21 protein-coding genes and 2 tRNA genes are annotated in these 21,259 nt (G+C 37.8%); 3 read left to right on the top strand and 20 right to left on the bottom strand.

Going from position 1 to position 21,259, the window contains the following annotated elements; all coding sequences use genetic code 11:
- Position 1 precedes the first annotated feature (1 nt).
- The 11 genes from BMZ41_RS08105 to thyA form a co-directional block, all read right to left on the bottom strand.
- Positions 2 to 745: an ABC transporter ATP-binding protein gene (locus BMZ41_RS08105; protein WP_090528814.1), complete on the bottom strand. Its 744-nt coding sequence runs from the start codon at positions 743 to 745 to the stop codon at positions 2 to 4.
- A 149-nt stretch (positions 746 to 894) separates the two neighbouring features.
- Positions 895 to 2,229 carry a hypothetical protein gene (locus BMZ41_RS08100; RefSeq protein ID WP_090528499.1) on the bottom strand — a complete coding sequence of 445 codons (1,335 nt, stop codon included), beginning with the start codon at positions 2,227 to 2,229 and terminating at the stop codon, positions 895 to 897.
- Positions 2,230 to 2,243: 14 nt separating this feature from the next.
- Positions 2,244 to 2,996, bottom strand: a complete 753-nt coding sequence (locus BMZ41_RS08095) for a glycosyltransferase (RefSeq protein ID WP_242942029.1) — start codon at positions 2,994 to 2,996, stop codon at positions 2,244 to 2,246.
- A 16-nt stretch (positions 2,997 to 3,012) separates the two neighbouring features.
- Positions 3,013 to 4,179: a glycosyltransferase family 4 protein gene (locus BMZ41_RS08090; protein WP_090528493.1), complete on the bottom strand. Its 1,167-nt coding sequence runs from the start codon at positions 4,177 to 4,179 to the stop codon at positions 3,013 to 3,015.
- Positions 4,180 to 4,193: 14 nt separating this feature from the next.
- The gene (locus BMZ41_RS08085; protein ID WP_177184184.1) at positions 4,194 to 5,435 is read right to left on the bottom strand and encodes an LCP family protein; all 1,242 of its coding nucleotides are present in this window, start codon (positions 5,433 to 5,435) and stop codon (positions 4,194 to 4,196) included.
- A 305-nt stretch (positions 5,436 to 5,740) separates the two neighbouring features.
- The gene (deoD, locus tag BMZ41_RS08080) at positions 5,741 to 6,457 is read right to left on the bottom strand and encodes a purine-nucleoside phosphorylase (protein ID WP_090169477.1); all 717 of its coding nucleotides are present in this window, start codon (positions 6,455 to 6,457) and stop codon (positions 5,741 to 5,743) included.
- 108 nt (positions 6,458 to 6,565) lie between these two features.
- Positions 6,566 to 7,801 (bottom strand): cell wall hydrolase, encoded by a 1,236-nt coding sequence (locus BMZ41_RS08075; protein WP_090528488.1) that lies wholly within the window; start codon positions 7,799 to 7,801, stop codon positions 6,566 to 6,568.
- A gap of 6 nt (positions 7,802 to 7,807) precedes the next feature.
- Positions 7,808 to 8,317, bottom strand: a complete 510-nt coding sequence (ilvN, locus tag BMZ41_RS08070; RefSeq protein ID WP_090169593.1) for an acetolactate synthase small subunit — start codon at positions 8,315 to 8,317, stop codon at positions 7,808 to 7,810.
- A gap of 29 nt (positions 8,318 to 8,346) precedes the next feature.
- Positions 8,347 to 10,038: a biosynthetic-type acetolactate synthase large subunit gene (gene ilvB / locus BMZ41_RS08065; RefSeq protein ID WP_242870685.1), complete on the bottom strand. Its 1,692-nt coding sequence runs from the start codon at positions 10,036 to 10,038 to the stop codon at positions 8,347 to 8,349.
- A 36-nt stretch (positions 10,039 to 10,074) separates the two neighbouring features.
- On the bottom strand, positions 10,075 to 10,560 hold the full coding sequence (locus BMZ41_RS08060; protein ID WP_090169473.1) for a dihydrofolate reductase: 486 nt from the start codon (positions 10,558 to 10,560) through the stop codon (positions 10,075 to 10,077).
- Between the two features lie 8 nt (positions 10,561 to 10,568).
- Positions 10,569 to 11,420 (bottom strand): thymidylate synthase, encoded by an 852-nt coding sequence (gene thyA, locus BMZ41_RS08055; RefSeq protein ID WP_090169471.1) that lies wholly within the window; start codon positions 11,418 to 11,420, stop codon positions 10,569 to 10,571.
- 199 nt (positions 11,421 to 11,619) lie between these two features.
- Between thyA and BMZ41_RS08050 the strand changes: the two genes are divergently transcribed.
- Both BMZ41_RS08050 and BMZ41_RS15610 read left to right on the top strand, forming a co-directional pair.
- On the top strand, positions 11,620 to 11,865 hold the full coding sequence (locus tag BMZ41_RS08050; protein ID WP_090528486.1) for a hypothetical protein: 246 nt from the start codon (positions 11,620 to 11,622) through the stop codon (positions 11,863 to 11,865).
- A gap of 181 nt (positions 11,866 to 12,046) precedes the next feature.
- Positions 12,047 to 12,208 (top strand): hypothetical protein, encoded by a 162-nt coding sequence (locus BMZ41_RS15610; RefSeq protein WP_207646139.1) that lies wholly within the window; start codon positions 12,047 to 12,049, stop codon positions 12,206 to 12,208.
- A 55-nt stretch (positions 12,209 to 12,263) separates the two neighbouring features.
- Here BMZ41_RS15610 and BMZ41_RS08045 read toward each other — a convergent pair whose 3' ends face one another.
- The 4 genes from BMZ41_RS08045 to BMZ41_RS08030 form a co-directional block, all read right to left on the bottom strand.
- Positions 12,264 to 12,848, bottom strand: coding sequence for an NUDIX hydrolase (locus tag BMZ41_RS08045; RefSeq protein ID WP_090528483.1), 585 nt, complete (start codon positions 12,846 to 12,848; stop codon positions 12,264 to 12,266).
- A gap of 423 nt (positions 12,849 to 13,271) precedes the next feature.
- Positions 13,272 to 13,344 (bottom strand) — tRNA-Gly (locus BMZ41_RS08040).
- A gap of 115 nt (positions 13,345 to 13,459) precedes the next feature.
- Complete coding sequence (locus BMZ41_RS08035; RefSeq protein ID WP_090170142.1) at positions 13,460 to 13,993, bottom strand: hypothetical protein; 534 nt, start codon at positions 13,991 to 13,993, stop codon at positions 13,460 to 13,462.
- Between the two features lie 20 nt (positions 13,994 to 14,013).
- The gene (locus BMZ41_RS08030) at positions 14,014 to 15,249 is read right to left on the bottom strand and encodes a transglutaminase domain-containing protein (RefSeq protein WP_090528479.1); all 1,236 of its coding nucleotides are present in this window, start codon (positions 15,247 to 15,249) and stop codon (positions 14,014 to 14,016) included.
- A gap of 180 nt (positions 15,250 to 15,429) precedes the next feature.
- Between BMZ41_RS08030 and BMZ41_RS08025 the strand changes: the two genes are divergently transcribed.
- Positions 15,430 to 15,502 (top strand) — tRNA-Gly (locus BMZ41_RS08025).
- Positions 15,503 to 15,517: 15 nt separating this feature from the next.
- On the opposite strand, the gene BMZ41_RS08020 is transcribed toward BMZ41_RS08025, so the two are convergent.
- The 5 genes from BMZ41_RS08020 to BMZ41_RS08000 form a co-directional block, all read right to left on the bottom strand.
- Positions 15,518 to 16,951, bottom strand: a complete 1,434-nt coding sequence (locus tag BMZ41_RS08020; protein WP_090528476.1) for a tyrosine-type recombinase/integrase — start codon at positions 16,949 to 16,951, stop codon at positions 15,518 to 15,520.
- 184 nt (positions 16,952 to 17,135) lie between these two features.
- A complete protein-coding gene (locus BMZ41_RS08015; RefSeq protein ID WP_242942028.1) occupies positions 17,136 to 18,518 on the bottom strand; it encodes a virulence-associated E family protein in 1,383 nt (460 codons plus the stop codon).
- Entirely contained in the window at positions 18,478 to 19,095 is a 618-nt protein-coding gene (locus BMZ41_RS08010; protein WP_090528473.1) for a CHC2 zinc finger domain-containing protein, read from the bottom strand. Before BMZ41_RS08010 ends, BMZ41_RS08015 begins: the two co-directional genes overlap by 41 nt.
- A gap of 12 nt (positions 19,096 to 19,107) precedes the next feature.
- Complete coding sequence (gene mobQ, locus BMZ41_RS08005) at positions 19,108 to 20,595, bottom strand: MobQ family relaxase (protein WP_090528470.1); 1,488 nt, start codon at positions 20,593 to 20,595, stop codon at positions 19,108 to 19,110.
- A complete protein-coding gene (locus BMZ41_RS08000) occupies positions 20,596 to 20,949 on the bottom strand; it encodes a DUF3847 domain-containing protein (RefSeq protein ID WP_177184182.1) in 354 nt (117 codons plus the stop codon).
- Positions 20,950 to 21,259: the final 310 nt, after the last annotated feature.

The raw sequence follows: 21,259 nt of genomic DNA, 5'->3' as shown, positions 1-21,259 counted from the left end.
ACTAGGACACCTCACTAGCCTTAGTTGAAGTCGTTTGAGGTGTTTCGCGCATCTGCTGATATGCCTTGCAAACCAACTCTGGCTTTCCTATCATTCTTAACTTACCTTTTTCTATCCATACAACCTTTGAGCAGTTCTCCTTGATAGTAGGCATACTATGACTTACCAAAAGAACTGTGCTGCCGCCATGAATCATTTCCTTTACACGAGCAAGTGACTTCTTTCTGAAGAATTCATCACCTACAGAAAGTACTTCATCAAGAATTAAAATTTCAGCCGCATCACCTGCTGTTGCTATAGCAAATCCCAAACGGCTCACCATACCACTTGAATAATTTTTAACTTTTTCATCCATAAAGTCTTCAAGCTCAGCAAAGGCTACTATTTCATCATAATGTGCATCTAAAAACTCACGCGAATATCCGATTATAGCCCCGTTCAAATAAACATTCTCACGTCCTGTAAGCTCCATATCAAAACCTGTACCTAATGTAAGAAGCTGAACTTTTTTTCTATCAACTTTTACGGTTCCTTCGGTAGGACGCAACACACCGGAAACAATCTTGAGAATTGTAGATTTACCCGAACCATTTGTTCCAATAATTCCAACTACCTCGCCCTTATAGACGTCAAAACTTACATCATCTAATGCTTTGAATTCTCTATAGGTAATATTCCTTTTTAGAAGTTGTATAAAATACTCCTTTATGCCAGATACATTTTGTGTGGCAACCCTAAATTTCATTGTCACATTTTGCACAGAGATGACTGTTTCTTCTTCAGATTCCTTTAGTTCACTCAAATCTTCAACTTCAAACGAATCCTTAAAATACTTATTGCCTCTAGAAGATTTATTTTCAGCTATTTTTCTTCTCTTCCTATTTCCTAATATCATTATGTCCTCTCATTTCTTTCACGCTCTTTTATCCAGCGTCTTTGCTTACTATATTGCATATAATATTTGTAATGGTTATATGCAGTTAAATGATGGTGCTTTCTGAATGGTTTCGAGTAAAGCATAACTGAGCCCTCGTACCACCCCGATATATTAACAACATACCTTTGTCCAAAAATCATCTCTCTCAACTCAAGAAAAACTCTCACTAAAAAATGATTATCTATCAAATCTCTTTCAGAAAGCTTTGATGCCAAAACCGCATTGTTGTAGTCAATCACATCATCTGAAAAATGTAGTTTCCCAAACACCTCAGCCTCCTCATAGGAAGGTTTTGCCATGAATCTAAATAATTCTTTTTCTATATTTTTCTGAGCCGAAGGATTATTAAATAATCCACATATCTCCTGAAAGCTGTTGTGCTTATTAACAACCTCAGACTGATAATCCCTTAAAAGCTTTTCAATTTGCTTCAAATAGTCAATTTGCCTTTTAGATACAGTGGATAAAATTGGAGCATAATTATCCTCTTCCCCCTTATATCCTGTAGTCATTCCGTGTGGTGCAGAAAAAACACACTCAAACAGACAATTATTAAAAGCTACCTTCTTTTTTAATCTGGATCTTGGTCCAAACAAAAATGAATGATAATATTGCTCTTCAGCCCCAGAAGGTATTTCGTATAAGCCATAGTAATATCCTTCTAAAGGCTCTTTTCCACCAAGATAATTGTGGAAAACATTCAAGCTTTGCTGAATTGAACCAACCCAGCCACTATCTACAACTGCTATTTTTTCTTTTGTTCCTAGTCCCTCTCCCTTAAGATAATTAAGGGCCTTGGAAAACTCCTTTTTAGAATTCTCAACAAGAAGATTTATGAACTCATCATCTTCCGCTAAAAAATCTTTTAATTCCCCCAGCCTGTGTCTTGGTATTTGTTCATCTTTTTCTACACCAAGATAATCTGCTATTTTTTCTATGAGCTTATCCTGTGAAGAAAGCCCAGTACGATTAATCACCTTAGTCGGCGTAACATCTACACCGCTTAAGGTAATATATGATAATGCCTGATTAATATCTAAATGATAGAGAGGAATTCTAAGTGATAACCTTGAAACATATAGATATTTACATTGAATATCCAGATCAAACTCTTTAACATATTTTTCTGCTATCAGGTAATCAAAGTATGCATCTCTCGCCAAAAAATATAAGGTTTTGATTCCCTTACTCATTGCATCAGTTAGTACATATAAAACGTAACTATTTAATACTGGTGCAAAGACATTCTTTCCAGTTTGAAAAACAACCTGCTTTTCTTTATCCTCTTTCAAAAGTCTAAACTCCCTTAGCCCTTGGAACTATTCCTGATATTAAAAGCAATTTTGTCAGGAACCATCCATACCGCAATAGGCTTTATTACATATCCAATTTCATGCCATGGATTCAATCCCATTTTCTTAAATCCATTCCATCTGATGGTAACTTCAGCCATCTGATCTGTTAGTCTTCTACGTTTATAGCTAGCTATTGTCTCCCTGTAGTAAAGCAAATTCTCCTGTAGATTGTATCCTCGTATTCCGGCAGCAGTAAGATTCATAAGCAGCTCGTAGTCCTCACCTCGGCGAGGCTTTTCTGCACTTCCATATGGATTATCCATCTCTAAGATGCTCTTTCTGAACATCATTGTTGGATGAGCATATGGCTGGAACTTCAGAAAGTCTTTTTCCTCTGGCTTCTCAGGATACTTTCGATTTCCATACACCCTGTCATCATCATCCATCAGGAGCAGGTTTCCCCCAACAAATCCATACTCAGGGTGAGCCTCCAAAAATTTAAATTCTTTTTCTAATCTGTCAGGAGCACTGATATCATCTGCATCCATCCTAGCTAAATATTGTCCTTTAGCCTCTTTCACCATTCTGTTAAGACCATATGCCAGGCCATGATGTTCTTCTTCTCTGAGAAATACTATTCTTGAATCCTTTTTTGCATAAGCGCTAATAACTTTCTTTACGTCAGTAACTGATCCATCGTCAAAAATAATGAGCTCAAAATCTGTGAAAGTTTGACGCAGAATAGACTCAACCGCTTTTTTCAAATATGCTTTTTCACAATTAAAAACCGGAAACATTACACTTACTGCAGGCATCTTCGTAAACCTTTCTCATAACTTTTTCTGATTCTGATTTTTCAAAGGATGTAACTGATTCTCTAATATTCTCTCTGTTGTATTTTTTATGCTCTAGCTTATATAAATACATCTGCTGAATCGCTTTAGCATATGCATCTACCGTATCTTCGTATACTAACAAGCCATTTTTCTTGTCTTTAATATATTCTTTTGAACCTCTATTGCTTGAAGCAATTACTGGAAGACCTGTAAACATAGCTTCAAGAGGAGCCATTCCCAGTCCCTCTCTGATAGATGGAAATACCATGACATCAGCAGCTCGAAGGAACTTTCTTATATCAACCTCGTAACCATAGAATCTAACACTGTGTTCCAGATGATACTTTTTGACATATTTCTTTAATGCCCGTTCCTGACTACCACTTCCAATAATTCCATATACTATGTTCATTCCATTAGGATTATTGTTTTCAAAATATCGTATAGTCTCAATAATCTTTTTCTGGTTTTTATTTTTTCTTACTTCGCCAACACTAATTACAAAGAAATCATCTTTTTTAATGTCTAGCTTTATTCGTTCTTTTATCTTGTCTTCTTCATCGGTAAGACAATAATATTTTGAGTCAACCCCCTCACCAGGAATGCGATAAACACAATCTGCACGCATAGTTTTAGCAGCTGTCTCATCTTCATGATTAATCGTCACAAGTGCATTTGTATTTCTGCTCATAAAATACTCTGCCAAATAATAAATACGATTGCGCAGCTTTGATGCACCCTTATAAAAGTGAAAACCATGAGCAGTATAAATTACATACACGTCTTTGATTCCCAGACATGCAAGTCTTGCAACCATACCGCCTGTTGGCGTATGACAATGAATAATATTGATTTTTTCTCTCTTAATAAGCTTTCTTAAGGCTATGGTAGCCTTAATATTAGCCCTAGCATCTGTTAGTGACTGCGTAATTGGAATGTCATGATATCTAACCCCTAATTCCTTTAGTACATCCTCATTATCTTCGTAAACAACATTCTTAGAATTTGAGGCATAAAGAACCTCGATGTTCATCCCTTCCAACAGCTCAACATTTTGTCTCTCAAATTTGGATAAAAAGCCATAAACAGACGAAACGATTAAAGCTTTCACAAATATTTCTCCCGTTACTCTTCCTCTAATACTTCTCTAATTCTCTCTCTAGCGTTATTTATATCTTCTTCATTTGGTTTCATTACATAAGATTTCTTACCAAGTGAGTAAACATGTTGGTGTGAGCCTGTACCCCCAACACTTAGTTTCTCAATCTCCCACTCTCCTGGATTTGACAATTGATATGAAACCAAATTCGCTATCTCAGCCGTTGATATATCGGTGGCGAAAGTGCCATCGCATTTATTCAAAATCTCTGCATAATTCATCAATGTACTTTTAGAAGTCATTTTCTGAACAACAGATTGTATTACATTCATTTGGTTTTCGCCTCGGACTATATCTCCCCTTGGGAAGGAATGTCTTTCTCTGGCAAAAGCCAAGGCTTCAAGTCCAGTCAGCTGATTATCGCCCTTACTAAAATGTCCTATATTTTCTACATCAAAATCGTAATCGGACCAGACAGTAATACCACCCATGGCATCAATCAAGCCTTCAAAGCCGCTAAAGTTCACTTTAAAATAATGGTCTATATCCAAGCCATAAAGCATTTCCATTGTGTCTTTAGATACATCTATTCCATAGATACCTGTGTGAGTAAGCTTATCCATGGCACCATCAGCTATTGAAAGTGGAACATAATAATCTCTTGGGGTGGAAACAAGAAGGATATGTTTCTTTTCAGGATTAACTGCCGCAAGAATATTTACATCAGAACGGCTGGACACTGAAATATGTCCCCAAGTATCCTTACCACTGATATATACAATAAATGGTTCCTCAGGTGTGATTACCGCTGGCGCCTCTACTACTTTTGAAACGTCTACTTCATCCAGTAAGCTAAGCTCCACACCTAGTTCTTTAATAACATCATTTTCCTCAAGCATACTCACGTAAGATGTACTCAAGACAGCGCCTAAACACTCTCTATTTTTAAGCCCTTCAATTAAATCCAACTGACTATCATAAGAACTCAAATCAAAGGAATACTCCTTCAGAGTTTCTGACAACTCTTCGTTTGTAATATCCTTGGCAACGCCTATTTTTTCATTACTGAAATCGTCGATATTTTTTATCTTGGAATCGCCTAATACATAGATTCCGTAAGTAGTTACTTCAGTAGTCTGATTGGCTATTTTCTCTAAAGCTTTTACACTATTAACGTAAAAATATATTCCATAGATGCTAATGATTAATGAAGCTGATATTACTAACGCACCTATTGCTTTATATGAGGTCTTTTTGCGTGTAACCAAGTATCCGCCTATTCCAAGAAGAATCAGTATTAATATAACTAGGAGTATAATAATGCGTATCATCTATTGAACCTAACTTTATTAAATTTAGTATTAATTTTCTGGAAATCAATCTCCCCTTCAAGTGAATTGAAAATATCTAGTAGATATGAAAGAATTTTCCAATTATTCTCATAACGTTAGACATTCTAACATATTTCACAAAATTTTCATATATGGATTATTAACAATTTCTTTACTATTTTGAGGTAAAAAAATAACACCCAGTAACTAATGTTACCAGGTGTTAGAAATTTTAATTGTTATTAGAGTGCAATAGCTGTCTCAAGAGCAAGCTTCATCATCTCTGTGAATGACTTCTGACGCTCCTCAGCTGGAATCTCCTCTGATGTTACAAATGAATCAGAAATTGTAAGCATACATGTAGCATTCTTACCAAGCATGTTTGCATTATTGAAAAGAGCGAAGCTCTCCATCTCTACGCAATCACAACCGCAACGCTCTTTAACAGCCTTCCAGCCGCCCATCTCTGGTGCTGTGTAGAACTGATCTGAAGAGTGAACCTTTGCAACCTTTGCGTTGATGCCAAGCTCCTTAGCCTTTGCAATAGCAATATCGTTAATCTTCTTGCTTGGGTAAAGTGTCTTCTCCTCTACTCCGTTTGTAAACTTAGCAAATGTACTCTCAGAGAATGCGCTCTCAGAAATAACTACATCAAGAACATTAAGCTTATCTGTGTAGCTTCCTGCTGAACCAATTCTGATAATATTTTCTACATCATAAAATGCGAAAAGCTCGTATGAATAAATACCGATAGAAGGCATACCCATTCCACTAGCCATTACAGATACAGGAACTCCCTTGTAAGTACCTGTAAAACCAAGGCAGTTACGAACTGTGTTTACACACTTAACATCCTCTAAAAAATTGTCTGCTACGAACTTTGCACGAAGTGGATCTCCAGGCATGAGAACTGTCTTAGCAAAATCCCCTTTATTCGCTTCATTATGTGGTGTTGCCATATGCGACCTCCTTATTAATTATTAATTAAAACATTCTTTAATTTCAAAGCTAGGATTTTATTCTAGCTTATTAGTTCTAGTTTTTCAATGAAATAGCCTATTTACAGACTATTTATAATTGTAGAAATAGTGAGCGTTTATAGTAACACCCTCTGTTCTATCCAGGAATCCTTCCTTACCTTCTGCAACCTGTCTGTCGTGAAGATTCTGAGCATAGCTTACAGTAAAGAAAAACAACGCGTCAGTATTAGTATTTCCCGCAATTGCCTGAGCCGCAGCGTACTGACAACCACTGTTTGGACCGTTGGCAAGTATCAAAGCAACACGTCCTGATGCAACAGGTGCAAACTGGCCCGGAGAATAAATTACTCCGGCAATTGTATTTGGAAATTTTGAGCTTGCAACACGGTTCATAACAACAGAGCCTACCGCCAATCTTCCATCGGCTCCCTGATTATCTGCCTCTGCCTGAATCAATGCCGCAAGTAATAATGTCTCTTCATCGTCTGTGCTATATCCACCTGAATATGCACCATGTTCACCAGCCAGTTTTTGGGCCAGTGCCAACTGAGCATCACGATACTGCTTTTGAATCTTCTTTTCGTATTCCTCAGCTTCCTTCTGCTGCCTTTCAAGCTCCTCGATGGCAGCCTGCGTATCAGCGATCTGACCATTTGTAGTATTAAGCGCCGAGGTGGTGCTTCCCACCAATGAACCCAACTGACTTTTCTTTGAAATCAGCGTATCCTGATATGCACTAAGCTGTTTATTTTTTTCTTCTACTTCTGCCTTCTTTTCTTCCAAATCAAGCTGTGTTGCTTCAAATTTCTTTATAGCTTTCTGATCATAAGCAGTAATCTGAGCCATGTACTCCAAACGCTGCAAAAACTCTGCCATGGAGCCACTTTCCACGAAATTCACCAGAGTATTTGTAGTCCTGTTCTCGTACATATATTTTATACGAAGTTTCATTGCATTTTTTTGAACATCCAGTGAATTTTGTATTTCTTCTATTTCACCAGACAAAGTTTCCAAATCTGCTTCAACCACTGCTATATTCTGTTCAGTCTCAGATATTTCTCCTGTTACGGTGGATATCTGATTATTAAGACTTGTAATCTGCCCAGCCAAACTATCCGCCTGCCCCTGCAGCTGATCCTTTGAATCCTGTGCCTGCTTTTTTTTATTTTTAATGTCATCTACCTTTTGTGTAGCGTTCTTAGATTCTTCCTTCAGCCTGTCTACTTCAGACTGAGAAGCCTGCACCGAACTACTAAAGCAAAGGCACACCGCAACTGCCAATGCCAACACAGATACAATTCTCTTTTTAAAACGTTCCCCCATATTGTCCTACCTGTTAGAACGGCTGATAGCCTCCACAGCAACCGCTCCACCGCGAACGATTTGCACTTTTTTAAATCTCGATTTAAGTAGAGAAATCAGCTCATTATTTTTGTTTTCTGTAAGGGTGCATTCAAATAGAACAGAATCCCCTCCTATATCACAAATCTTAACGCTTCCGCCTCTGGCAAATACCTCTGCAATCTGAAATGCCTCTGTCTTTCCTGTAACATCAAGCCCAGAAACTGTAGCGTAAAGAATCTCCTTCATATGAATTGGAATAGTGGTAAGATCAATGACCTTTATAACCTCCACCATCGCATTCAACTGCTTTTTAATCTGCTCAAAAGTCACATCGTCAGCCTTTACAGAGATAGTCATTCTGGAAACATCCTCTCTCTCTGTAGTGCCAACTGTAAGGGTCTGAAGATTGTATGACTTTGCTGAAAAAAGCCCCGAAACCTTTGCAAGTACACCAACCTGATTTTCAACGTATAAAGCTATCCATCTGTTTTTCATCTTTTCCATGTCCTCTACCTCAGTAAATGCTATTTAAGTATCATGTCTGAAAGTGGTGTACCACTCTTAACCATTGGAAGAACTAAGTCATCTGGTGAAACTATAAAATCGATAACTGTTGGACCCTCTTTATTTGCTTTGGCCTTTTTTAGTGCCGGAACGACGTCTGCGGGATTTGTAACTCTGATTCCAAGACAGTCATAGCTCTCGGCCCATTTTAAGAAATCTGGATAATAGCTGCCATCCTCTGCTGCAAGATTGGTAATCTCATAGCGCTTACCATAGAAAAGCTGCTGCATCTGACGAACCATTCCAAGATTCGAATTATTAAATATACATATAACAACAGGAATCTTTTCTGTCATAGCTGTAGCCATTTCCTGCATATTCATCTGGAAACCACCGTCACCAGTAATCAATACTACTGGCTTTTTAGGATTGCCCACAGCCGCTCCAATTGCTGCTGGGAAACCAAATCCCATGGTACCAAGACCACCTGATGTAATAAATTCCTGTCCCTTTTTAAGCTTAATAAACTGGCTGGCCCACATCTGATGCTGGCCAACATCCGTTACAATATTTGCATTTGAGAAAACCATGTTGACTGCTTCGCAAATGGTTTGTGGACAAATACCAACCTTTGGAACTGGCATAGAAAGAGGATGCTCAGTTTCCCATCTGTTGATGATATCAAGCCACTTCTCAGTGTCCATCTCCTCAGCATATTCAACCAGTCTCTCCAACGCCATCTTTGCATCAGCTGTAACTGGAACGTCTACTACTACGTTTCTTGAGATTGAAGCAGATGCAATATCCACATGAACAATCTGCGCCTTTGGAGCAAACTTCTCAAGGTCGCCTGTAATTCTGTCGTTAAAACGAGTACCGATAGAAAACAGCACATCGCATTCTGTGACCGCCTTATTGGCAGCGAATCTACCATGCATACCACAGTTACCGATGTAAAGTGGGCTGTCCTCAGGCATAACACCTTTACCCATTACTGTAGTAGTAACAGGAATATTCATCTTTGTAGCAAAGGCTTGAAGCTCTTTCTCTGCTCCTGAAATACGCACACCGCCACCTGCCATAATCAAAGGTCTTTTTGCTGATTTTAAAAGCTTATAAGCTTTCTTAAGCTGACCGATATGAACATTTTCATTTGGATGATATCCTCTGATATCAACATGATCTGGGTAATCCGGAGAACCAGAAGTCACCTGAATATCCTTTGGAATATCAATGAGAACCGGACCAGGCTTTCCTGTGGAAGCAATCTGGAATCCCATCTTTAACAAACGTCCCATATCCTCTCTGTTACGAACTGTCACGCCAAACTTTGTGATGGAACGTGTCATACCGACGATATCCACCTCCTGAAAAGCATCATTTCCAATAAGGTGAAGTGGAACCTGTCCCGTAAAAATCACCATAGGAATACTGTCATAATAAGCATCTGCGATACCGGTGATAGTGTTTGTAGCTCCTGGACCCGAGGTGACCAGTACGACGGCAGTCTTCCCCGTAGCTCTTGCGTAGCCTTCGGCCTCGTGTACAAGAGCCTGCTCGTGACGACCCAAAATGACCCTGATTCCTTCGGTCTTATATAGCTCGTCCACGATATCCGTAATCATACCTCCGGGATAGGCAAAAATAGTGTCTACTCCCTCTTCCTTCAACGCCTTAACAAACAACTTTCTTCCTGTAATATTCAATGCCATTATTATGTCCTCACTGTAGGTGCTGGTTTGCGGTTGCTATTTTGTGTATGCTCTGAAATAAAACTCTATATCATAATATGTCTGCTCTTCTGATTCCTCTGCAAGCTTCCACTCTGGCTTTTCATCCAGATTTGGAAAGAATGTATCTGCATCGTATGCATAATCAATGTATGTAACAAATGCTCGATTGCAATCATCAAGAAGCATTCTGTAAATACTCTCTCCACCGATAACAAAAACATCATCGGAGTTATATTTTGCAAGCTCCTTATCAAGCTCATCCTTCGAATGAACAACGATTGCGTCCTTCACCTGATAATTAGGATCACGGGTTAGCACGATGTTCACGCGATTCTTAAGAGGCTTGCCATTTGGGAAGCTTTCAAGTGTCTTTCGTCCCATGACGACCACCTTTCCTGTAGTAGTCTCACGGAAAAACTTCATATCATCTGGGATGCTCACAAGAAGCTTATTATCCTTGCCAATTGCCCAGTTTCTATCTACTGCAACTATTAAATTCATATGTCCTCCTAAACAGCTATAGGTATATTACGTATTTGTTCTCCAGCCTCGTAGCCTTCTACGATAAGGTCATCTGTGGTGAAGTCATAGAAATTCTTCACTTCTGGATTGAGGCGGACGGTAGGTGCTGGAAGCTCTGGGCGCTCGATGAGCTCCTTGATAATATCCACATGTCTGTCATAGATGTGTGCATCTGCAATAACATGGATAAGCTGACCTGGAATCATATCATTAACCTGTGCAACCATCATAAGAAGGATTGCATACTGACACACGTTCCAGTTGTTAGCTGCAAGAATATCCTGTGAACGCTGATTTAAAACCATGTTTAAAACAAGCTTATCTGAATTTTTGTCCTTAGTAACATTATATGTAGCTGAATAGCAGCATGGATCAAGATGGCCTGTAGCCAAATCGTGGAACTGATAAAGATTAGTCATGATGCGGCGTGAATAAGGTGTCTCCTTAAGCTGCTTTAAGACATAATCCATCTGATCAATCATTTCGCCCTTAAATTCGAACTTTTCTCCTACAACATAACCGTATGCTGTACCGATAGAACCATTTTCATCTGCCCATTCATCCCAAATGTGGCCCTTTAAATCTTTGATATTGTTTGACTTGCGCTGGTAGATCCAAAGAATCTCATCCATGGCGGTCTTAAGGGCAGTCTTTCTAAGAGTAAGAGCTGGGAATTCCTCTCTTAAATCATATTTATTAACAACACCAAACTGCTTGATAGTATAGGCTTTTTCACCTGTATCCTCCCAGATTGGTCGTACAATTTCATCCTTTGTATCAGTACCATTTTCCAAGATATCACGGCACATAGCCTTAAAAATCACATCAGCTTTGCTCATTAATTCTCTCCTTTTACCTATAGTTATCCTAGTCTAAATACACTAATAAAAGTTTATCACAATGAATTGTGTTTTGATAGAGATTATTCTCAAGAAGACTCGATAATCCTTGAAAATACATATCTGTTGCGTTACTATATTTTATAGTTGTGTTGGGTCTTCCACGGGAAAATCTAGGGCCTGACAAATAGGAGAAGAAATGAGTCAACAGAAGGTAGATCAGAAGAAATTAGATAAAAAGAATCGTAGATCAACACTTAGAAAGAAAAAAATCGAGGAAGTATTAAGCCTCGCAATTGTTGCAGTTATTGGAATTGCCATTTTAGGTTGGGTTGGATATTCAGTATATACAAAGGTTCAGGATTCAGCTGCCGAGAATGCTACATATGAGTACTATGACATCGATACTGCAGCTATTCAGGATTATCTTTCATCATTGAATTAATTCCACAACAAATGATATGATTTTTGCAACTGTTCGCCATGTGCGGACAGTTGTTTATTTTTGTCTTAAAATTCACATTTAAATCACAGTTCTTTCACACTTTAACTATTTGTGGTGTTATAATGACTATAGAAAAAGCAAAGCAATTACTTTATATATAACTTTTGCAAGGAGGGGATCTGTGATGTTTGATGTAAGTTTATTCCAGGACCTTAAGGCCGAAGGGATTAGTAAAGAATTGATTGAGAGTATAAGCGAGCGTATTCAACAGAAGGAAGATCAGATGTATGCACAGTCTGCCACCTGGGGAATTTTTATGACTCCTAATACCTTCAACAAATAATAGAATTAAATATAGAATTTAAGCGGATACCACAGGGTACCCGCTTTTTTAATCCTTATTTTTCCGAAAGCAAAAGTGCAAGTATGTGGGACATCTGTGGAAAATCCCCTGACTGAATCAGATTATCAATTTCCTGTCTGGTATACAGATGTACGTTCAGGAATTCTGTATCATCAAGGTTCTGCGCTGCAACCTTACGACAATTCTTTGCCACATAGATATTCGCATAGTTGTCTGCCATTGTAGCATTGGAAGGAACTCTAAAAATGTATTTCCAATCATCTGACTCATAGCCAGTCTCTTCAAGCAGTTCTCGCTTTGCCGCTTCCAAACCATCTTCCACCTGAGCTGGATCATTACAGCTTCCATATTCTTTGCCATCAAGCCTCTCAAGTCCACCGGCACAAAACTCAACAGTCACTTTGTTAATGCCGTGACGGAACTGCTTTACACAAATGAATTTACCGTCTTCATCTGTTGCAACGATAACAACGTAATCTCTTCTACTATAATTATAGAATGGCTCGAAGATAGTTCCATCTGGAAGCTTGTATGCACATTTTCTAAAATCAATATACTCATCTTCCACTATATGCTCGCAGGATGTTAACTCCCACTCTAAATCTTTGTCTGATTGCATTATATGCCCCTCCTGTCATGAACTATCAATGAATATATTATTATGTAGTTTGAGTTGGATGTAAAGATAATTTATAGAACAATAAAGTTAAGCAACATATTCATAGTATTCATCTTCTGTAGCAAAAAGCTCATATACACCATCAACTAGTCCCATATAACCTTCTGAAACAACATATCCTTTCATAAAAACACCTCCATAGGTTCCCTGTGTCAACTGTAACTATGTACAGGGTAACCCAAGTTGGTGTCCATAAATATACCCTATATTTTGGTTTAAAGATTGCTAAAATTGTTAAAAAAAGGAATGGTGAGATTTCAAATTGTTGATGTACCCTTATTGTACCCACTTTGTAAATGGTTAGATGATAACAAAAAAGCTCAGAAATATTGATTTCTCAACATTTCTGAGCCAAATAAAAAGAGCGCGAGACGGGACTCGAACCCGCGACCCCCACCTTGGCAAGGTGGTGCTCCACCAACTGAGCCACTCGCGCACAACCTGTCGTTCCTGACGACAATGGTTATTCTATAGGATAAAACGGTATAAGTCAAGGGATTTTCTAAAGTTGCAAAGCTTTAAAAAATCCCTTTGTTTTTCAGAATATTCTATTAGTTTTTAGGACTGTCATATTCGATAGAAATAAGGCTGTCACCATCAAAAATGAAGACGAGCTTTACACCATCTTTTTCGAATTTTAATGAGGTAGCTGATTCTTCTGAAGGCTCACCATAAGCAGCAAGGATATCATCCTTTGAGCTTGCCAAATCGATGCCCTCTTTTGTGGCAACATTGTCTGTTCTGAGTGATACATAAAGAATTAAATCGGTATCACCATCTGGATATGTCTGAATCTGGAAATCATCATATGTGTAAAGATGACCATCTCCCTGTCCAGCACAACTAGGTGATGTAAATTCTTCCTTAGGCTCTCCAAGCTTTTCTAGAATAGGTGCAACATCAGCGTCTACTGGCATATCAATTCCATTGTAAGAAAACACATATCCTGCAGAGCCTGTAGCTTCTGCAGAAGCTGTTGTGCTGTTGCTTCCTTCAATAACCTTTGTGTCAGATGAACCACCACAAGCAACAAACGAAAGTGCCATTACTCCAATCATTCCAAGTGTTAAAAGCTTCTTTTTCATTGTCAATTTTCCTCCGAGTTTTATTGTATAATAGGGTACTTACTTGGATCATAATTATGTGTGTTTTTGTGCGCATTTGAATATGCCCACAAATCTGCATCATGCCAATAGAATATCAAAGTACCATCCAGCTGTAAATTAGGATCATAGTGATACCAGCCCTCACCGATATCAATTAGCAACCAGTAATGCCCTCTTGTATCACGAATCTTTTCGATTTCCATATTTTTGATTCCAAGACGATTCAGTAATACCTCAGCGGTCTTTTGTTTTACGGTGCAATCACCAACATGGTAATACATTCCTTTATATGCTGCAGAATATAAATCATCAATTCCTGCGGACTCTGAATAAGTAATATTATTAACTACCCAGTTGAATACCGCTTTAGCCTGAGCCTTCTGGTCCATCCCGTCCTTAATAATGTCTTCTAGGACAGCATCTGCTAAAGCATTAACATTTTCCTCAGTGGCCTCAGAAATCTTCGCTGAAACTATTTTTACTGTTGTTGATTTCTTAGTCTCATTTCCAGCAGCATCTCTTGCTATATATGTAATATTGTAAACTCCACGTTTATCAGCATTTACTTCACTGCTATCAACCTCAAGTGTAGGATTGTCATCAATATCATCAATAACCTCTATATTCCTCTTGAAAGAAATAGCATCTCCTTGGGCAATTTGTAAGGGCTCAACTCCGTTTATTACAGGCGGAGTAGTGTCTGCAATAACTTTACAAGGAACAGTACAAACGGTCTGATTGCCTGCTTCATCAGTTACAACAATAGCAATGTCGAATTCACCATCTTTAGTGAAATCATATTTCTCTGCAAAATCAATAGTGCAATTAGTTACATCGTTAACACTTTCCACCAAATCAGCAGCAGAAGGCGCCTGTGCATTTACATACATTTCAACAGTATCTTCAGAAAGAGTAACCTCAGGAGCAACTGTATCCTGTACATGAAGAGTAGTTGTGTTTGTCACATTTCCAAAGATTGGCATCTTCCATGCGATTTTTAATTCATAATCACCAGGAACTCTAGGATCAAATTTGGAATCATCCGTAAAGTGAGCGCTTGGTTCACTACGCTTCAGGAACTCAGTTACATCACATTCTGATGTGCCAGCCTCCACATAAACTTCGGAGTAAACAAGATCCGACTTCATATTATAGAAGACAATCAATCCAACTCCTGCACCAATGATGGTGATGAGCAGAATTATTACTAATATAATTAAGCTTTTTTTCTTCATTTAGTAATTCCTTTTTCTATATTTAATTATGATAATGCAACCTAAATTCGACCAAAAAACAAGCGGTATTATCATTATCCTAACAAATATTAACATATATCAAAAAAAATATAAATTTCTTCTTGACTTATGCTTAATCTTCCTATAGAATAACCATTGTCGTCAGGAACGACAGGTTATGCGCGAGTGGCTCAGTTGGTGGAGCACCACCTTGCCAAGGTGGGGGTCGCGGGTTCGAGTCCCGTCTCGCGCTCGACGTTTAGAGAGTCTAGAATGCTTGATAATTCAAGTTTTCTAGGCTTTCTTTTTTTGCGAAAGGAACGATTTTTGGGTGACCCCCAGGTGTTCCCTGAGTGGTAGAACCCATCGCATCCAGCTTTGCTTTCACATCTTCTAGATAATCCTTCTGTGCATAGCTGTAGTACTTCAAGTTAGTCTCAATTGAATGTCCTAACATAGCAGCTCTATCAGCTACAGATATTCCCATAGGAATTAACACATTTGAATTAAGGGACATGCGAAAAGCGTGGTTATTAGTTACGGTAAGTCCTTTTGAACGACATAACCTTCTAAGGAATGAAGTGTAGGCTTCTTCAATAATCCATCTTCCATCTTCATTGCAGAAGATAAATTCTGATTCAATCCCTAGTTTCTTTTGCTTTTCCTTGATTTCACCAAGTAATGATGCAATAGCATTAGTCAGTGGAAACTGTCTTCCGTCCTCAGATATGCCTTTCTCGTTTTTGGTGTAAGGAGCATAATATACTTCCTTTTTACCATCTACGTTTTGAAATAATTGCTGAGAATGAATGTGGATATAGTTTTCGTGGATATCCTCCCACTTTAGTGCACACAATTCACCAACTCTAACAACAGTTTCGATAGCAAATAGCATTGCATATCCATTGATGTAATAATCGCCAAATCGTTTTAATCCTGAATTGATACGTCTTCTAACCTCATCCTTTAACATCTGGATTTCTTCTGGAGAAAAAATCTTTTCTTCGGACTTAGCCTTAGAAGTATCACAGGATTTCATATAAGGTCTGTTTTTAACATAGCTAACAGGATTCTCTACAATAATCTTGTGCATGTAAGCATACTCAAAAATCATATTTAGAATTCCTTTGAAACTAAGAAAAGTCTTTTTCTTTGGAGTAGTCTCAGTGACCCATTCTTGGATGAATTTCTTCAAATCAACTTCAGAAATAGTCCTGATATCTTTTTTTGCAAAATCATCACTTATGAATCGCTTGAAATCACCCCTATTCTTTTCGATAGTTCTAGGTTTTGGATTTTCAGTAACTGCCTTTTCATTTAGAGCGGCATTAAATACTGATGCAACAGAAAAATCCAACAAACCATCAGCGTAGTAGTTATAAAGCTTATCAATAAGCTTGTCATAACTAACAGCCTTAATTCTTTTGCCATCAGCCATAATGGTGATGTAGTAATCTTTTGGATCACCATCGGTTGGTGTGTGATGCTTGATATTACGTGGCTGTCCATCGTTTGTTACATGATTTGAAAAGACCAGCTGGTCACGTAACCTCTGTTGTTTAATGTTCAATAGTTCTAATTCATCTCTAGCACCGCTTGCATCAATGATACCTAGATTAATCTCTGAATTCAAGCTCTCTACATCAGCTTGAAGTTTGTACATTAGTTTAATAATCTCAATATTTTTTCCTTTCTGCTTCATGTATCCTCCTCCAAATAAAAAAGGAGAAGCAAGCCGACAAAGGCTTAACTACTCCGAGCAACACATAAACAGCGATTTTCCAAAAAGAAGAATCATTGTTTATGAAAATCAAAATGTTCAGTTTTGTGTGTTTATCCGTTTATCTGTTGCTCTAAGAAAAAAGGGCAACAAAAAAGGAGAAGGTCTACTTAAAAGGTAGTTCCTTCTCCTCATCATCAGTTATTGGTTTAAAATCAGGCTTTTTTGTATTAACCCAGGCTCGTTGCTTGCCATAGTCTTTGAATACATGGCTTGCAATATTTCTATAATCAGGACATTTCTGATTCATTATTTCGCCTATAGCCTTAGATTCCCATGACGCTGTGGATGAATACGGGCTATTGCCTAAAGCTTCCACATATAGCATCTTTGCACAAACGTATTCAGGCTGATTTTCTTCTATGAAATTTAGTATTGCAGTTTCCATAGGATCTTCAGGTGTATATTTTGATTGAAGCCTTACAAGCTCCTTTTGAAGTTCTTTTGTAAATGCAAGCTTGTAGTTACCACTTCGATATATCTCCATGGCTTCAGCCCACATCTGAGCGAAATAATATCTGGATTCATTTTCATTCTCCAGGATATGAGTTTCAGCTTTTTCCATATGAACTTCTATTGGAATGAATCGTCTGTTACCAGATTTGTCAGGTGGTAAAAATTGAATGGTGTTAGATGAACCTGCGAAGACACATATTCTTGGATGGTCCTGTGCATACTTATCATATGGAGCTCGATATGTGTCAGATAGCCTGCTTAGGAATGCCTTAGTGTCTTCAACGTATTTGGCATGTAGAATAGCTGTCATCTCAGGCATTTCTATAATCCAATGTCCCTGAAGCTTTTCAAATACTTCCTTATCACTAAGCTGCTTGATATCATCACAGAACCAGTTATCATACATTGCTAAAAATCGAAGGAATGTAGATTTTCCTGCTCCCTGTCCGCCAACAAGGCAAAGCATGTATTCAAACTTGCAGCCTGGATTAAAGACTCTTTCTATTGCACCAAACATAAATAGCTTTAAAGCCTCTATGTTTATAGGTGTCTTTTCTACTCCTAGGAAATGACTAAGAGCATTTTCAAGTCTTGGTTTTCCATCCCACTTAAGACCATTTAACATATCTTTTATTGGGTTATAGGAATTCTGATTTGCAATAACTCTGATAGCACGCTCTATCATTCTGTCTACGTGAAGATCATAGTTCCTTTCCAGATAAATGATAATGTTATCTATATCTGTGTCTGTAAGAGACCTTCCATTTCTGTTCCAACCAAGGTCTTTAACAATATCAATGCCTCCGCTTAACTCATTTTTCTTAATAGCACCTGCCAAAAGAGAATCATTTTCCATCACTAAGGTGCAGTTATTATTTGTCTGCTTGATTTTCCCTTTAGCATCCTGTTCAAGCTTTGATGTCCATTCTTCGGATTCATCTGTATCTGTTATTAGTGTATATCCGTTGCTTTTAAAGAGTGCTTCAAGCACTTTAGCATCCTGCGGACTTAAATTTAGTGATTCGTTTTTCAATTTTAGAAACCTCCTTGTCAAATGTTTTAATAAAGTCAATTTGTTCTTTCATTGTTCCGTAGGTCAGCTCATCAATCATTGCATCGATACGGTCAAAGTTATTGAGTGCTTCCAGGAAAAGAGGATTTGCATTATCAAGATTCATATCATCTGGAACTAGTTCTCTTTTCCATTTAAGAAGTAGACCGTGATACTCATGCAAAATAAAAAGAGCATCACGACGATTCTTCGCAAATGCTCTTTCGAGTTCCTTCTTGTGTTCAATTTCCTTTTTCTTTTCTTTTACTATTGATGAATAGCTATAACTATCGCTCTTGGGATTTAAGTTAAAGTCTAAGCAGATTTTCTTTGCAGCATCAATAGGACTTAAGTTGTAAAGCTGTTGGACAATGTTAATTACATCACCATGTGCTCCACAGCTGAAGCAGTAGTAATAATCTTTATTAAGCTTCATACTAGGGTGTCTATCCTTATGGAAAAGACAGCAACACATTTTATTATTGTTGTAGTTGATACCATAAAAAGAAGCGGCTTCCTCAATGGAAACAGCTGACTTGATCTCTGTAAAATAATTCAATTGTTATTCCTCCTATCGACCTAATTCGTATTTGCGTTTTTTAGTTACTTGATGAACCGGAATGTTAGTCGCAGGCTTTTTAATCATTTCTTCTGCAATCTTTCTTATCTTATAGGCTTCACTAGCTATTACCTTGCAGTCTTTATAAAGTTGTTGCTTTTGGGATTTAGATTTCTCAAGATTGCTTAAATTGATTTTTGCAATTTCCCAGTTTGGCTTTCTGCCGTACCAATAATTATCAAGCATTCGTTTGGCTAAATGATATTTATCAAGTGCATCTCTATGTTCAGCCACATACTTCTCTTGGTTCCTCTTTAAACGAAAAGAAAACTGCTTGTCATAGATAGGTTTTGTTTCAGCCAACATTTGACGATAGCGAAATGCATCCTTGATTTTAGAAATCTTTTTATCAATCTCTGAAATATCCACCTGAAGTTCATTAACTTTTCCATATGATGCATGAACAAAATCCTTAAGTTCTTCAAAAGTGCTAATGTTGTTTTGGGATAAGAAAAATATCACAGCAGCTCTTTCCTTTAAATTTTTTACCTTTGCTTTGTTACTCCATGCATTGATATAGCGCTTGTCATAATAATCAGAAACAAGCTCACCAAGTGATGGAACGTATATTTTTTGCTTATGACATTCTTTTATGAAATTTGAGAGCCATTCAGAGATATCAATAAGGTTTGTAGATAGCTTTTTAATCATTTCATTAAAAGCCTTTATCCTGCGGTTCTCATCACCGATTTCAGTTTTAATCCCCTTTGCTTCCATTGCTCTTACCTGAGGTCCTTCATGAATAGTTGGAAGTAGCTCAAGTCCTTGGGCAGAATAAGAACGATGGTCTATTCTGCAATCAAGTCCATTTTCTTCAAATGCCTTATTAAAGATATCTGCATAAGCTTTCCTCCAGGCATCAAGCGTTTCAGGATCTCCCCAGTCAGTTGTCGGTACAGATTTAAAATCATATTTGCCATTTGGCTTTTTAATTCTTTCGCCATTCTCATCAATAAGATATTCTCGCTTTTGTTTTTCTCCCCAGGTTCCATCTTCATTAAGAGGACGTATGGGAATTAGCATGTGAACATGTGGATTTGGGATGCCACCATGTTTATCTGGATCATGAATTGCATAATCTACAATCATTCCTTTTGATAAGAAGTTTTCCTTAATGAATTTTTGGGCAATTTCTAAGTTTTCTTCATAGCTCAATTCATTTTGGAGAGAAAAATCAAAAGTGTAACATAGCTGAGCTTTAGGATGTTTTTCAATTACTTCAAGTTCATTAAATAATACTTCACGGTCATGCAATCTTTCTGGCGCATAATCAGGAAGTAGAAGTTCTGTAAAGAGCACGCCATGCTTTTTGGTGTAATCATGGACATCGCCATAGTAGTCATCAATGAGTCTTGTTCCTGTAATATATGCATCGCTTGCCAAACAACTTTGTCCTTTTCCTCGACTAACTTGAGATACATGAAAATGATAAAGTGCCATTTAGTTTTCCTCCTTTACTTTGGCTAGTAGTTTGCTGACAAGTTCCTTTATCTTCGGATAAGAAAAAAGAGCATCACAGAATGCCATGAACTGGTTATCTGTTAGCTCTTTTGTTTCAGGAAGAAGTGATTCAATGTGACCTGCTCTTGTGCATAGCCTGTGTGTTCTTCGTTTTCTTTCCTGCTTCTTCTGATATTCAATTCTGTTTTCTAGTAAAGTGACTTTGTGTTCAAGCTGTTCACAACGCTTTAGCGTTTTTTGATGAATGGCCTCCGCTTTTTCATAGTCTGATAGTGCTTTTGTTAGTTTGGAGCTAATAGTATAGCCCTCTACAATCGTTTCTTTGTTTTCCATAATATTGGTTCCTTTCATATTTTTGTTAATAGTGTCTTGCACGATTGCCTGCAATCCCGGAGCGACAGCGAACGCAAAATCGACGAAGTCGGGAAGACTTTTGCGAAGGCAAAACGCACATACCTCTTGAAGAGGTATAGAAGTGCGCCCTTATTAAAATAAGGGGCTTTAGCAAGTCTCCACTTTGGGGCTTCTAATAGATAATACGGATAAAAACTGAGGCAGGTCTCAAATCAAACAAAGATGAAAATATTGGAGAATTATGGAAACTGAATTGGGATTTTCTTTCAAATATGAAAATGTTACAATA

Origin of the sequence: Pseudobutyrivibrio sp. UC1225, from assembly GCF_900115215.1 — a bacterium.
GTDB lineage: Bacteria > Bacillota > Clostridia > Lachnospirales > Lachnospiraceae > Pseudobutyrivibrio.
Note: the sequence above shows the minus strand (reverse complement) of the source record. Positions and strands in the feature narration are given on the sequence as shown.

Excerpts from the sequence above, each read along its gene's own strand:
- BMZ41_RS08020 (WP_090528476.1), bottom strand. The coding sequence starts at position 16,951 with ATGAAGCAGAAAGGAAAAAATATTGAGATTATTAAACTAATGTACAAA.
- BMZ41_RS08030 (WP_090528479.1), bottom strand. The coding sequence starts at position 15,249 with ATGAAGAAAAAAAGCTTAATTATATTAGTAATAATTCTGCTCATCACC.
- mobQ (WP_090528470.1), bottom strand. The coding sequence starts at position 20,595 with ATGGCACTTTATCATTTTCATGTATCTCAAGTTAGTCGAGGAAAAGGA.
- BMZ41_RS08045 (WP_090528483.1), bottom strand. The coding sequence starts at position 12,848 with ATGCAATCAGACAAAGATTTAGAGTGGGAGTTAACATCCTGCGAGCAT.
- BMZ41_RS08075 (WP_090528488.1), bottom strand. The coding sequence starts at position 7,801 with ATGGGGGAACGTTTTAAAAAGAGAATTGTATCTGTGTTGGCATTGGCA.
- deoD (WP_090169477.1), bottom strand. The coding sequence starts at position 6,457 with ATGGCAACACCACATAATGAAGCGAATAAAGGGGATTTTGCTAAGACA.
- BMZ41_RS08105 (WP_090528814.1), bottom strand. The coding sequence starts at position 745 with ATGAAATTTAGGGTTGCCACACAAAATGTATCTGGCATAAAGGAGTAT.
- BMZ41_RS08035 (WP_090170142.1), bottom strand. The coding sequence starts at position 13,993 with ATGAAAAAGAAGCTTTTAACACTTGGAATGATTGGAGTAATGGCACTT.
- ilvN (WP_090169593.1), bottom strand. The coding sequence starts at position 8,317 with ATGAAAAACAGATGGATAGCTTTATACGTTGAAAATCAGGTTGGTGTA.
- BMZ41_RS08060 (WP_090169473.1), bottom strand. The coding sequence starts at position 10,560 with ATGAATTTAATAGTTGCAGTAGATAGAAACTGGGCAATTGGCAAGGAT.
- ilvB (WP_242870685.1), bottom strand. The coding sequence starts at position 10,038 with ATGGCATTGAATATTACAGGAAGAAAGTTGTTTGTTAAGGCGTTGAAG.
- BMZ41_RS08000 (WP_177184182.1), bottom strand. The coding sequence starts at position 20,949 with ATGGAAAACAAAGAAACGATTGTAGAGGGCTATACTATTAGCTCCAAA.
- thyA (WP_090169471.1), bottom strand. The coding sequence starts at position 11,420 with ATGAGCAAAGCTGATGTGATTTTTAAGGCTATGTGCCGTGATATCTTG.
- BMZ41_RS08050 (WP_090528486.1), top strand. The coding sequence starts at position 11,620 with ATGAGTCAACAGAAGGTAGATCAGAAGAAATTAGATAAAAAGAATCGT.